Source organism: Curtobacterium sp. YR515, assembly GCF_900113095.1.
Taxonomy (GTDB): Bacteria; Actinomycetota; Actinomycetes; order Actinomycetales; family Microbacteriaceae; genus Curtobacterium.
In genome coordinates this window covers 47,004-59,935 of record NZ_FOOD01000007.1, presented here as the reverse complement: position 1 = coordinate 59,935, position 12,932 = coordinate 47,004, and the positions used below count along the sequence as shown (strand labels likewise).

Below are 12,932 nucleotides of genomic sequence, written 5' to 3'. Positions count from 1 at the left end.
TCCTTCCCGGACCGGCGACGGGGCCGTACCGCAGCGACATCAGGCAGTCCCGGCGCCAGCGACGACCGCCCGCGGAGCGGACGCCACCGAGGTGACCGAGCACTCGAGCGGCCACCACGACGCACCCTCCGGGGCCTCGACGGTCCACGGCGGTGCCTGCACCGGGTAGACCCGCGTCGTGACGGAGCGTCCGGCGCTGGTGAAGACCTCGACCACGGAGCCGTCGAGCAGCACGCGCACCGCAGGGCGGTCCGCCGCGGCGTCGAACGGATGACGGATCTCGGCGGGGCGCCGGTCCGCGCGCTGGTCGGTGCTGGCGCAGGACCGGTCGACGGTGAGCGTGTCCGCCTCGGTGTCGACGACGATGTCGAGGAACTCGGCGTCGGAGAACCGGACCCGGATGCGGCCGGTGACCGGGTCCTGGAGCACGATCTCGGCCTGGGCGCCGATCGTCTCCGCGCGGCCGTCCGTCGTCGAACCGACGCGCAGCGCATCGAGGGCCGGGTGGGGCTCGGTCAGGAGCCGTCCGTCCGCGACCCAGGCGCGGCGCGGCAGGGAGATCGCACCCGACCAGCCGGCCTGCTCGGTCCACTCCCGGGTCCGGCCCTCGGTGATCCACCCGAACAGCACCGGGCCCCACGACCCCGTCCGCATCACCGAGGCCGCGTAGAAGTGCTGCCCGTCGTCGATCCGGGAGGGCCGCGGGTCACCGGTCAGGGGCACCGCGAGCACGTCGCCGGGCCCCTCCGCGTGGGACCACGACGCGACGATCGCCACGTCGGCACCGTCGATCGTGATGATCTGCGGGCACTCCCAGCCCTCGCCGGTGTCGATGCCGTGCACCGTCGCGCGCGGCATGGCGACGAGGTCGCCGACGAACGCCCAGTCGACACCGTCGGTCGAGCGGTACTGCCGGACGGACGCCACCTGGTCGGCGTCCGCGGCGCCGACGGCCATCGACCACCCGTCTCCGTCGGACCACACGAACGGGTCGCGGAACATCGTGATCGATTCGTCGGCCCCGGGGTCCGCGACGACCTGCACGGGGGCTCCGAAGGTGGCTCCGCCGTCGGTGGACTCGGCGAGCAGCACCGACTGGAAGGGGCTGTGGTCGACCTTGCCGGAGTAGTAGGCGCGGACGACCCCGTCGTGCAGGACGGTGTTGCCCGACCAGGCACCACCGGAGTCGGCACCGCCCGGGACCGGCACGATCGCCGGACGGTGGAGCGTCCAGTGCACGAGGTCGTCGCTCGTCACGTGCCCCCACTCCACCGGGACGTCGAGGTCGACGCGCGGCCGGGACTGGAAGTACAGGTGGGCCTGCCCGCCGATGTCGATCGGGCCGTTCGGGTCGTTGACGTACCCGCGGGGCAGGCGGACGTGGAACTGCGGGAGGTGGTGGTCGGCTGGTGCGATCACGGTCGGTGCTGCTTCCTGGGACGGGGTGGGGACGGCGCGGGCGTCGGCCGGCGGGGCCACTGCCGAAGGCGCCTCGGTCACGGGGGTGTCGGTCATCGTGACGACCCCGCCGTGACGCCCTCGATGAAGTACCGCTGGGCGACGATGAACAGCAGCACGCTCGGGATCATCGTCAGGACCACGCCGGCGAGCACGACCGAGATCGAGCCGGTGCCGAGGTTGCCCTGCAGGCCGACGAGGCCGAGCGGGAGCGTGAACGTGTCCTGCTGGTTCAGGAAGATCAGCGGCCGGTAGTACTCGGCCCAGAACCCGGAGAAGTTCAGGATCGCGAGCGTCGCGATCGCCGGGCTGGCCATCCGCGAGTACACGTGCCAGAAGACGCCGAACTGCGTCGCTCCGTCGATGCGCGCCGCCTCACCGAGCTCCTTCGGCATCTGCATGAAGTACTGCCGCATCAGGAAGGTGCCGAACGCGCTGCCGAGGGCCGGGACGATGAGCGAGGCGATGGAGCCGGTCAGTCCCATGTCCTTCAGGATGACGAACACCGGGATGATGATCGTCTGGATCGGCACCATCATGGTGGCGAGGAAGATCCCGAAGATCGTGTTCTTCCCCGGGAAGCTGATCATCGCGAACGCGTATCCCGAGAGCGTGCAGGTGATGGTCTGGCCGACCACGATGAGCAGTGTGACGAGCACGCTGTTCACGAAGAACTGGCCGATCGGGATCTGGTTGAACACGGCCGCGTAGTTGCTGAAGTCCCACGAGAGCGGGATCCACTGCGGCGGGTTGTCGAACGACTCGGCCGGGGTGCGGAGCGAGGTGGTCAGGGTCCAGAGCAGCGGCCCGAGCGCGAACACCGCGGCGATGATCAGGATGACCAGCCCGATGACGCTGCCGACCTTCGCCACCGGTCGGCGGCGACGGACGATGGGGGCGACGCTCGGCTGCGCGACGGTCTCCGGCGCGTGGAGCGGGTTGATGACGTCGGTGGTCGTCATTGGTAGAACACCAGCTTTCGTGCGGCGATGAACTGGATCCCGGTGATGATGCCGATGATGACGAGCAACAGGATCGCGATGGCGGAGGCGAACCCGAACTGCAGGTTCTGGAAGCCGGCCTGGTAGAGGGAGATGGTCGCGGTCGTCGTCGCGGTGCCCGGCCCGCCCTTCGTCATGATGAACGGCTGGTCGAACAGTTGCATCGCGTTGATCATCGCGATCACGGTGGCGAAGAGGATCGTCGGGCTGATCAACGGTATCTTGATCCGGAAGAGGGTGCGCCACGGCCCGGCTCCGTCGATCGCTGCGGCCTCCTGGACGTCGACCGGCACGGACATCAGGGCGGCCACGAACAGGACGAACGTGAAGCCCACCTGCTGCCAGACCACCACGAGCACGACCGTGACCTTCGCCCAGAACGGGTCGTTGAGCCAGTGCGCGCCCGGGAGCCCGATCTCGTTCAGGTAGTAGTTGATGAGCCCGAACTTGGTGTCGAAGATGTAGCCCATGAAGATCGACACCGCCGCGGACGACGCGAGCAGCGGCAGGTAGAACGACGTCCGGAAGAACACGCGCGTGGCGTTGCGCTTCCGGTTGTTCGCCAGCACCGCCAACAGCATGCCGAGCGAGATCTGCAAGGCGACGATGCAGACCGCGAGCACGACGGTCACCCCGAACGAGGCCAGGACCGGACCGTCGGTGAACAGCCGCACGTAGTTGTCCAGGCCGACGAACTCCGGGCTGCTGATCACGTCCCACGACGTGAAGGAGAGCCCGAGCGACGCGAGGATCGGGATGAAGGTGAAGACGGCGACGAAGACCACCGCCAGTCCGATCATCGCGTAGCCGAACGAGGCTTCACGGCGCCGGACGCGCTTGGCCGCCGGGCGGCGGGCTGCGACCTCGGCAGCCCGCCGGGAGCGGAATCCTGTCGTCGCGGTCATCACGACGCCTGCGCGGCGGCCTTCTCGATGTCGGCCTGCAGACCGTCGAGCGCCTTCTTCGCGTTGCCGGACGAGATCGCCTGGGTGGTGCGCTGGTTGAGGGCCGTCGCGAGCGCGTTGTAGTAGGGCGGTGCGGAGATCGGCACCGAGTTGTCGAGCTGGTCGTAGAACACCGACCAGTGCTCCGGCCCCGTGGTCTTGTACCGATCGGCCGTCAGCAGCGACTTCTGCGCCGGTGTCGTGACGTTGCCGGGCCAGAGCGCGTCGAAGCTCTCCGGCTGCACCATGAGCTTGATGACCTCGAACGCCAGGTCCTTCTGCTTCGACGAGTCGAAGATGCCGTACCCGCCGGCACCGAAGAGCGACTTGTTGCTCTTCCACGTCGGGAACTCCACGACGTCGAAGCTGCCGTCCTTCATGCCCGCGTTGTGGAGACCACCCGCCCAGAACCCACCACCGATCGTCATGCCGATGCGCCCGGACGCGAAGAGGCCCTGCAGCGTGCCGCCACCACCGACGTCGGGCGACGGGGACGCCCCCGACTTCTGCAGGTCGATCACGTACTGCAGCGCCTCGACCGCGGCGTCGGAGTTCGCCGTGGGGTCGCCCCACTTCCAGCCGCCCTTGCGGCCACTCACGCCCACGGCGTTGCCGTCGAACGCCTTGCTGCCCCAGAGCCAGTCGCCGCCGGAGTAGCGACCCTCCTCGAGGAGGTTGCCGTCGTTCGCGTAGAGGAACGAGGTCCAGCTGCCCCAGAGCCGCACGACCCAGTCGAACGCGTAGGTGCTGCCGCCGACCTTGGCCAGGCTCTCCGCCGACGAGTGGAAGTCGTCCATCGACCAGTTCGCGGCCGGACGCGAGAGCCCCGCCTTGTCGAACAGCGACGTCGAGTAGAACATGCTGCCGGCGTTGAAGCTGTCGGGCAGCGTGTAGAGGTGCCCCTGGTACATCGTCGACTCGACCAGCGAGGGGTGGATGCCCCTGAAGTACGTCGACAGCCCGGACAGGTTCTTGGTGACGAGGTCGTCGAGCGGCGTCAGCAGGTTCTTCGAGGCGAGCAGCTGCTGCCCCTCGGTCGCGACACTGACGATGTCGGGCACGTCCCCGGAAGCGATCTGCGTGAGCACCTTCGCCAGGAAGTCGTTCCAGTCGGTGCCGTTGATGGCCGTGACCTGCAGCTTCGCCGTCTTGTCGAGCTGCCGGATCTTCGGCTCGATGGCCTTCTGGAGTGCGGTCGCCGCGCTCTGCTCCCCGAAGTAGAGCATCTTGATCGTGCCCGTCGCGCCACCGCCACTGCCGGAGGTGGAGCACGCCGCGAGCGATCCGATGCCGGCCAGTGCGAGTCCGGCACCACCGAACTTGAACAGCGTGCGTCGGTCGATCGGAGTGCTGAATCCGTTCGCCATGAGTCGCTCCTCTCTGAGCGATCGTGGCCCCGTCGAGTCGGAGCCAATACGTATTTGCTCGCTGACTGTACACACGTCGTCCAGGTGAGGCAATACGTATTTGCTTCTGCCATGATGAGCATGTCGAAGGAGGACAGATGGCGAGCCGAAAGCAGACGGAACCGTCGCACCGCGTCACGATGAAGGACGTCGCGCGGCACGCCGGCGTCTCGCAGCCGACGGTCTCGTTCGTGCTGAACGACCGGCGCGACGTCTCGATCGCCGCGGACACCCGGGCCCGCGTGCTCGAGTCGGCGAAGGCGCTCAACTTCCAGCCGAACCGTGCTGCGCAGTCCCTCCGGTCGAACCGGTCCTACACGGTCGGGGTCATCGCGGACCGGCTCGTCTCCCAGCCCTACGCCGGCCACATCGTGCTCGGTGTGCAGCAGGCCGTGCAGGAGGCCGGGTACGTCTGCTTCGTCGTCGAGACCGCGCAGACGTCCGACGGCGGCACGGCGGCCGTCGCGAACCTCGTGCAGCAGGGCGTCGCCGGCCTGATCTACGCCGCCCCCGGCCCCGAGGACGTCACGCCGGTGTCGGGCGTCGAGGGCGTGCCGACGGTCTTCGTGAACTGCTTCCCGCCGGACGGCGCCCCGGCCGTCACCGTGCTGGCCGACGAGTTCCAGGGTGGCCACGACGTCGCCGCTGCCGTGTTCGCCGCCGGGCACACCGACGTCGCGTTCCTCGGCGGTCCGGAGGACGACTACGCCTGCCGCGAGCGCAAGCGCGGGTTCGACGAGGCCGCGGCCGAAGCCGGGCTCCGAGCAGACGCCGTCCCCGTCCGGTACGGCACCTACCAGGTGGGTTCCGGCTACGACCTCGCGATGGAGTTCCTCGCCGACGACCCGCCGACCGCGCTCGTGTGCGGGAACGACCGCATGGCCGTCGGCGCGCTGATGGCGGCGCAGTCCCTCGGGCTCCGCTGCCCGGAGGACGTCAGCATCGTCGGCTTCGACGACCAGCCCGACCTCGCCGACCAGATGCACCCGCCGCTGACCACGGTCGCGCTCCCCCACCAGCAGATGGGCTTCGACGCCGGCACGCTCCTGCTCGCCGAGACGCACGATCCCGGGCGCCACCTCGTGCCCTGCGAGTACGTCCCGCGAAGCTCCCTCGCAACGCCACGGGACGCCCCAGCACCCGCACCCGCCCCCGCAACCGATCCGCAGGAGCCCCAGTGACCGCCGAACCGAGCACCCACTTCCGCCCGCCGAACGGCTTCGTGGGCGACGTCATCCCGTTCGCGGCCGACGACCGGGCGTGGCTGTACTACCTGCTCGACGAACGGCCGGACGCGGCACCCGTCGACCGTGCGACCGGCATGCCCTGGGGCGCGGTCTCGACGACGGACTTCGTGACCTTCGAGGACCACGGCGTCGTGCTCCCCTCGGGCGGACCCGACGCCAGCGACTTCGACTGCTACACGGGCAGCGTCGTCCGCGACGACTCCGGGCTCCTGCACCTGTTCTCCACCGGCCACAACCCGCGCATCACCACCGACACCGACCTCGGCCGGAAGGACGTCCAGGTCGTCTGCCACGCGACCTCCGACGGGGACCCCACGCGCTGGACGAAGCACCCCGAGTGGGACCTGCCAGCACTCCCCGGCTACGCGCCCGAGGACTGGCGCGACCCGTTCGTCTTCCGCCCGTCGCCCGAGCGCCCCTGGCAGATGCTCCTCGCGACCCGCCGCCCGGACGAGCCCCACCGCCGCTCCGGTCTCGTCGCCCGCCTCGAGTCGGACGACCTCGTCACCTGGCGCGACGCCGACCCGATCTGGGCGCCGCACCGGTTCATCGCCCACGAGTGCCCGGACGTCTTCCGGTGGGGCGACTGGTGGTACCTCGTGTACTCCGAGTTCTCCGACGCGTTCTGCACGCGCTACCGCGTCGCGACGTCGCCCGACGGACCGTGGCTCGCGCCCGCCGACGACACCGTCGACGGCCGCGCGTTCTACGCCGCGAAGACCGTCGCCCTCGGCGAGGACCGCTTCTTCGTCGGGTGGATCGCCACGAAGGAGGGTGAGCGCGACGCCGGGGCGTGGCAGTGGGCCGGCACCATGGCGACCCTCCAGGCGCACCAGCGACCGGACGGATCGTTGCGCTTCGACCTCCCCCGGACGCTCCGAGCGGCGTACGCGAACGAGGTCGACGTCACCGATGTCTTCACACCCGTGAACGGCGCAGCACCGGTCGTCGGAGACGGCGCATCGAGCCGCTTCGCATCCTGGACCGGGCCGGAACTCCCCGCCGAGGCGCTCGTCACGATCGAGCTCGACGTCGCGCAGGACACGCGGTCGTTCGGCGTGCTCCTGCGCACGAGCGACGACGCGGAAGCCGGCTACGCGCTCCGCCTCGAACCGGACCGCTCCCGACTCGTCCTCGATCGGTGGCCGCGCGGTACGACCGGCGGTGAGCAGTGGCAGATCCTCGGTGACGTCCCGCACGCGGTCGAGCTCGAGCGCCCGGTCCCCCTCGCTCCCGGCCCGCACCGCATCGACGTGCACCTCGACGGCGACCTCTGCGTCGCCGTCGTCGACGGTTCCGTCGCGTTGAGCACGCGCCTCTACGACCGCCCGTCCGGGCGTCTCGCGCTCTTCGCGCAGGACGGCGCGTTCGCGCTGACCCGGGTCACCGTCAGCACTCGCTGACGGGCTCCGCACTGACGGACTGGAGGCGCGGTGCCAGCTGGCACCGCGCCTCCAGTCCGTCAGTCGTCCTCGTGCGCAGCCAGGGTGGCGAGCACGAGCTTCGCGATCCGCCGTTGGCCGGAGTCGTTCGGGTGGATGCCGTCCGTCGAGTAGATCCCCGTGCCGGAGTGGTCGGCCTGCGGGAACGTGTCCGCCATGCCGACGAAGGCGGCGCCACCCTTCGCTGCGGCGTTCTCGATCTCGGCGAGGTAGGTCGACCACGGGCTCGCCATGCCGTCCGTCATGCTCGAGGCCGGGTCGAACTCACCGATCACGAGCAGCGAGGGCTTCGTGGGGAGCGCCGCGAGGGCCTTCAGGAACGCCACGTACTGCGTCCCGAGTTCCTCGGGGGTGAGCTTCGACGCGTCGTTGCCACCCAGCGTGATCGTGACGAGGTCCGGAGCAGCACGACGCATCGCTGTCAGGAAGCCCTCCTGGTCCTCGGTGAAGGTCGCGATCGTCGCTCCGGAGTGGGCGGAGTCGTAGCGGTGGATGCCCTTGCCCCGGTCGCCGTCGAAGATCGTGAACCCCAGTAGGGAGAACGGCGAGACAGCGGTGACGGTCACCGTGTGCTCCCCGCTCGACAACCCGTCCACCGTCGTCGTCGTGCCGGTGCTGGCGGACCCCGTCGTGGCGACGGTCTCCGGTGCGGCTCCGTCGACGCTGTAGGTGAAGTCGCCGGACCCGGGGTAGCGCGCCCACCAGATGTCGATCCCGGTGCCCGTGAAGGCGTAGGTGCGCGAAGCGCCTGCCTGCATCGCGACCGATCGGTAGCCGAGGTCGGGTGCGGTGGCGTCGAACTGGCTCGACCCCGTGCTCGCGGTCGCCCAGTCACCCCATGTCGAGTCCGGGCCGTACACGGCGAACTGTGCCGGGAGGTACCCGGCGCCACCGGTGACCCCGTCCGTCGGGTGCTCCGTGCGGAGCCCGTCGAGCGTGAGGTCCATCCACCGGGTGGAGCGGGCGGAGGCACCCTGCCCCTCGGTGATCGAGTCCCCCAGGGCGACCCAGTTCGCGGGTTCGTCGGCCCGGTCGGCCACGGCCGCGTTCCAGGTGGCGAGGGGATCGGCGGCCTTCGGGGCCGTCTGCGTGGAGCACCCCGAGACGACGGTCGCCAGGAGTGCGACGGCCACGCCGGCCACGACCCGGGCTCCCCCTCGACGCCGTCCACGAACAGTGCTCCGCAGTGGGCCGTTCACGTTGCCTCCCGTGCGTTGGGATGTGGACCGCGACCGAGCGCCGGGTCGGGCAATGCTACGCGCCCCGCTCGCGGACCCGGAACGAGGCGTCGCCACTGACGAGCTCGCGTGACCACGCGACCTCGCGTCCGAGCTGCCCGGTCGACGTGAAGAGGCGCACCTGTTGCGTTCCGGGCAGGACGGAAGCGAGCACGTCGCGGTCTGCGGGAGTGAAGCCGAGCTTCTGCCAGAAGGGCCCCGACCGCCGCGAGAACAACCATGCTCGACCCGCGCCCGCTCGAGCCGCTTCAGCCAGCGCGAAGCGCGCGAGCCGCGTACCGGCCCCGGACGCCCGCATCGAGCCGGACACTGCGACGCTCCGGATCAGGGCGTGCGCGCCGTCCGCGCTGAGCTCGAATCCGGTGCTGCCGGTGATCCCGCCCTCGGGTCCGCGTTCGAGCCAGACCCGCACGGCCGGCGAGTCGAGGCCGGCGACCGTCAGGTCGGCCTCGAGCAGGAACGTCCGCAACTCGTCCAGGTCGTCGCTCGTCGCTCGTGTGCAGGGCACGACTCGTCCTCGTCCGGTGACGACTACGGGAGCAGCTGCTGGAACACCGCGACGGCCCGACCGATCCCGACGATGATGCCGATGACGACGACGGCGATGCTGATCCACAGCGGCCACATGGGCCGTCCGGGTGCGACCTTGCGGACGACGACGTACCGGCCGATGACGTAGACGATCGGCGACAGGAACGCCCACGGCCACGAGAACGGCCGGACGACGCCCCGCCGCCCGAGGGCCCGGTGGTCGAAGAACGCGAGCACGACGTTCGCGGCGTACAGGAGCACGGAGAACGCCTGCAGCAGGAAGTACCCGGCGGTGTAGATCGAGGTCGGGTCCACCGTTCGGACGCCTCCCGGACCGACGCCGTACCGGACCTGCGGCTCGTAGAGGAAGGTGACGGGGAGGGAGAGCAGCGGGAGCAGCGCGAGGACCCAGACGAACACGGTGTCCGTCGGCACGTGCTCGGGGAGGCGCTGGCGGGGCAGCTGCGCGGGCGGCGGGCCGACCTGCACGGTCCACTGGGTGCCGTCCCACCACCGGGTGGCGTGTTGACCGGACGGGTCGGGGTACCAGCCTGGCGGCGTCGGTGACGACACGGTGCGCTCCTCGGGGGTCGGCGGGAGCATCGAACCCCCGCCCCGACCGTAGTGCAGCACGGCGGCCGAGTGCACCTACGCCCTCGCCGGACCCACCTCGTCCGGAGCGACGTCCTTCTGCACCGCGAACTGCGTCCGGTGCAGTTCCTCGTACCGGCCACCCGCCGCGAGCAGCTCCTCGTGCGTCCCGCGCTCCACGATCGAGCCGTCCTCGACGACGAGGATCTGGTCCGCACTCCGGATGGTGGAGAGTCGGTGCGCGATCACCATCGCCGTCCGTCCCTCGAGCGCCTCGCTGAGCGCGGCCTGCACCGCGGCCTCCGAGGTGGAGTCGAGGGCCGCCGTGGCCTCGTCGAGGATGACGACCCGCGGCTGGGCGAGCAGGAGCCTCGCGATCGTCATCCGCTGCCGCTCCCCGCCGGACAGCCGGTAGCCGCGCTCCCCCACCATCGTGTCGAGCTGGTCCGGCAGGGACCGGATCAGCGTCTCGAGGCGCGCGCGGCGGACCGCGTCCCACACCTCGTCGTCAGAGGCGTCCGGCCGCGCGAGCCGCAGGTTCGAGCGGATGGTCTCGTGGAACAGGTGCCCGTCCTGGGTCACCATGCCCATCGTGTGCCGGAGCGACTCGAAGGTCACGTCGCGGACGTCCTCGCCGGCGAGCCGGACGGCGCCCTGGTCGACGTCGTAGAGCCGCGAGAGCAGCTGCGCGATCGTGGACTTGCCCGCGCCCGAGGTCCCGACGAGCGCGACGGTCTGTCCGGGCTCGATCCGGAACGAGATGCCGTGCAGCACCTCGTCCCCGCCGCGGGTGTCGAGCGTGGAGACCTCCTCGAGCGAGGCCAGCGACACCCGGTCCGCCGAGGGGTAGGCGAACCGGACATCGTCGAACTCCACCGCGACCGGACCGTCCGGCACGGCCACGGCGCCGGGCTTCTCCTGGATGAGCGGCTCGAGGTCGAGGACCTCGAACACCCGCTCGAAGCTGACGACCGCGCTCATGATCTCGACACGGGCGTTCGCGAGGCTGGTCAGCGGCACGTACAGCCGGGTGAGGAGGAGCGCGAGTGTGACCACGTCACCCGTGTTCAGCTGGCCGCCGAGCGCGAGGACCCCGCCGAGTCCGTACACGAGCGCGAGGGCGAGGGCCGCGACGAGCGTCAGGGCGGTGACGAAGACGAACTGCAGCATCGCGGTGCGCACCCCGATGTCCCGGACGCGCGCCGCACGGACGCGGAACTCTTCGGACTCCTCCTCCGGCCGACCGAAGAGCTTCACGAGGGTGGCTCCGGGAGCGGAGAAGCGCTCGGTCATCTGCGTGCTCATCGCCGAGTTGTGGTCGGCGGCCTCGCGACGCAGGGCCGCGAGTCGACCACCCATGCGGCGAGCCGGCACCAGGAAGAGCGGCAGCATGAGCACCGCGATCACCGTCACGAGCCACGACGTGCTGAGCATCACGGCGAGGGTGAGGACGAGCGCCACGAGGTTCGTGACCACGCCGGACAGCGTGCCGCTGAAGGCCTGCTGCGCTCCGATCACGTCGTTGTTGAGGCGGCTGACGAGCGCGCCCGTCCGGGTCCGGGTGAAGAAGGCGATCGGCATCTTCTGCACGTGGTCGAACACGGCGGTCCGCAGGTCGAGGATCACCCCTTCACCGATGCGGGCGGAGTACCACCGGGTCGCGAGCGACGAGGCAGCGTCGGCCACGGCGACGACGGCGATGACCACCGCGAGCCAGACGATCGTGCCGACCGCGCCACGAGCGGCGATGACGTCGACCACCTGGCCGGCGAGCACCGGAGTCGCGACCGCGAGGAACGCGCCGACGATCGAGAGCGCGATGAAGACCACGAGCTTGGCGCGGTACGGCGTCGCGAACGTCATGATGCGCCGGAGCGACTCGCGGGAGAACCCGTTCCTGCCGTCCTTGGCGGTGGAGATCTTGTAGAGCGAGCTCCAGGCCGCGCCTTCCATGCTCATGGCAGTTCCCTCCGCGCCGCGGAGTCGACGCGGGCCGGCAGCCAGGATACGGCGGTCCGTCGCGCCCCGCGCCGGTCGCGGGAACCTGGAGGCGCGACCCGCCTGACGGAGGCGGGTCGCGCCTCCAGGCTGGTCACCGCGCGAGCGGTTCGACGCCGTAGCTCGTGACCACCGCTCGCAACTCGTCCAGGTACGCCTGCGCCTGCACGGTGAGGGGAACCGAAGCGTGGGCGATCCACCCGATCTCGATGCGTTCGTCGACGTCGAGCGGGATGGCGACGATCTCGGGGTCGAGGTCGTCGCTGATGAGGCCCGTCGAGATCGTGTACCCGCCGAGGCCGATCATGAGGTTGAAGATCGTCGCCCGGTCCGAGACCCGGATCTCCCGCTTGCTCGACATCGTCGACAGGATCTCCTCGGCCAGGTAGAAGGAGTTGTTCGCGCCCTGGTCGAACGTGAGTCGGGGCAGGTCGGCGAGGTCCTCGAGGGTCGCGCGCTCCCGCGACGCGATCGGGTTCCGCCGCGACACGAAGATGTGCGGCTGGGCGACGAACAGCGGGGTGAACACGACGCCGGCGTCCCGCAGCAGTTTGCCGAGGACCTGCTTGTTGAAGTCGTTGCGGTAGAGGATGCCGACCTCGCTCCGCAGGGTGCGGACGTCCTCGATGATGTCCCAGGTGCGCGTCTCGCGGAGCGAGAACTCGTACTCGTCCGCGGCCGCCGCTTCGACCATCCGGACGAAGGCCTCGACGGCGAACGAGTAGTGCTGCGCCGACACCCCGAGCAGCCGACGCGACGCCTGCCGCCCGACGTACCGCTGCTCGAGCAGGGAGACCTGCTCGACGACCTGCCGGGCGTACCCGAGGAACTCGACGCCGTCGACGGTGAGCACGACACCCCGGGCCGAACGGGTGAAGAGCGGGCGACCGATCCGCGTCTCGAGGTCCTTCATCGCCGCGGACATGGTCGGCTGCGACACGTAGAGCAGATCTGCAGCGGCGCTCATCGAGCCCTCGGTCGCGACCTCGATGAAGTACCGGAGCTGCTGCAGGGTGATGTCGTTCGAGACCCGGGCCATAGGCCGAGGCTATACCGCCGCATAGTGTCTCGGTATT

The 12,932-nt window shown here is 70.2% G+C and carries 11 protein-coding genes; 2 read left to right on the top strand and 9 right to left on the bottom strand.

The genetic code is table 11. From position 1 onward, the window contains the following. Positions 1-39: 39 nt before the first annotated feature. From BM028_RS17560 to BM028_RS17545, 4 genes are read right to left on the bottom strand one after another with little or no spacing between them, the layout of a single operon-like run. A complete protein-coding gene (locus BM028_RS17560; protein WP_092388400.1) occupies positions 40-1,515 on the bottom strand; it encodes a glycoside hydrolase family 32 protein in 1,476 nt (491 codons plus the stop codon). Further along, positions 1,512-2,420, bottom strand: a complete 909-nt coding sequence (locus BM028_RS17555; protein ID WP_092388397.1) for a carbohydrate ABC transporter permease — start codon at positions 2,418-2,420, stop codon at positions 1,512-1,514. The genes BM028_RS17560 and BM028_RS17555 overlap by 4 nt, the downstream gene beginning before the upstream one ends. Then, complete coding sequence (locus tag BM028_RS17550; protein WP_071303032.1) at positions 2,417-3,364, bottom strand: carbohydrate ABC transporter permease; 948 nt, start codon at positions 3,362-3,364, stop codon at positions 2,417-2,419. The genes BM028_RS17555 and BM028_RS17550 overlap by 4 nt, the downstream gene beginning before the upstream one ends. Then, positions 3,364-4,770, bottom strand: coding sequence for an ABC transporter substrate-binding protein (locus BM028_RS17545; protein ID WP_070417978.1), 1,407 nt, complete (start codon positions 4,768-4,770; stop codon positions 3,364-3,366). The genes BM028_RS17550 and BM028_RS17545 overlap by 1 nt, the downstream gene beginning before the upstream one ends. A 137-nt stretch (positions 4,771-4,907) precedes the next feature. Between BM028_RS17545 and BM028_RS17540 the strand changes: the two genes are divergently transcribed. Together BM028_RS17540 and BM028_RS17535 are read left to right on the top strand one after the other, a co-directional pair. Continuing rightward, a complete protein-coding gene (locus BM028_RS17540; RefSeq protein ID WP_092388394.1) occupies positions 4,908-5,990 on the top strand; it encodes a LacI family DNA-binding transcriptional regulator in 1,083 nt (360 codons plus the stop codon). Further along, complete coding sequence (locus tag BM028_RS17535; RefSeq protein WP_092388391.1) at positions 5,987-7,459, top strand: glycoside hydrolase family 32 protein; 1,473 nt, start codon at positions 5,987-5,989, stop codon at positions 7,457-7,459. Before BM028_RS17540 ends, BM028_RS17535 begins: the two co-directional genes overlap by 4 nt. A 59-nt stretch (positions 7,460-7,518) precedes the next feature. Here the strand turns inward: BM028_RS17535 and BM028_RS17530 are convergent, their stop codons facing one another. The 5 genes from BM028_RS17530 to BM028_RS17510 all read right to left on the bottom strand — a co-directional run bounded on the left by BM028_RS17530 (position 7,519) and on the right by BM028_RS17510 (position 12,895). Beyond that, positions 7,519-8,631 carry an SGNH/GDSL hydrolase family protein gene (locus BM028_RS17530; RefSeq protein ID WP_175496123.1) on the bottom strand — a complete coding sequence of 371 codons (1,113 nt, stop codon included), beginning with the start codon at positions 8,629-8,631 and terminating at the stop codon, positions 7,519-7,521. A gap of 121 nt (positions 8,632-8,752) precedes the next feature. Next, positions 8,753-9,244: a GNAT family N-acetyltransferase gene (locus BM028_RS17525; protein WP_092388385.1), complete on the bottom strand. Its 492-nt coding sequence runs from the start codon at positions 9,242-9,244 to the stop codon at positions 8,753-8,755. 23 nt (positions 9,245-9,267) lie between these two features. Then, positions 9,268-9,840, bottom strand: a complete 573-nt coding sequence (locus tag BM028_RS17520) for a DUF2510 domain-containing protein (protein ID WP_254803984.1) — start codon at positions 9,838-9,840, stop codon at positions 9,268-9,270. A gap of 75 nt (positions 9,841-9,915) precedes the next feature. Further along, entirely contained in the window at positions 9,916-11,817 is a 1,902-nt protein-coding gene (locus BM028_RS17515) for an ABC transporter ATP-binding protein (RefSeq protein WP_092388382.1), read from the bottom strand. Positions 11,818-11,950: 133 nt separating this feature from the next. Next, on the bottom strand, positions 11,951-12,895 hold the full coding sequence (locus BM028_RS17510; RefSeq protein ID WP_070417972.1) for a LysR family transcriptional regulator: 945 nt from the start codon (positions 12,893-12,895) through the stop codon (positions 11,951-11,953). Between the last annotated feature and the right edge of the window lie 37 nt (positions 12,896-12,932).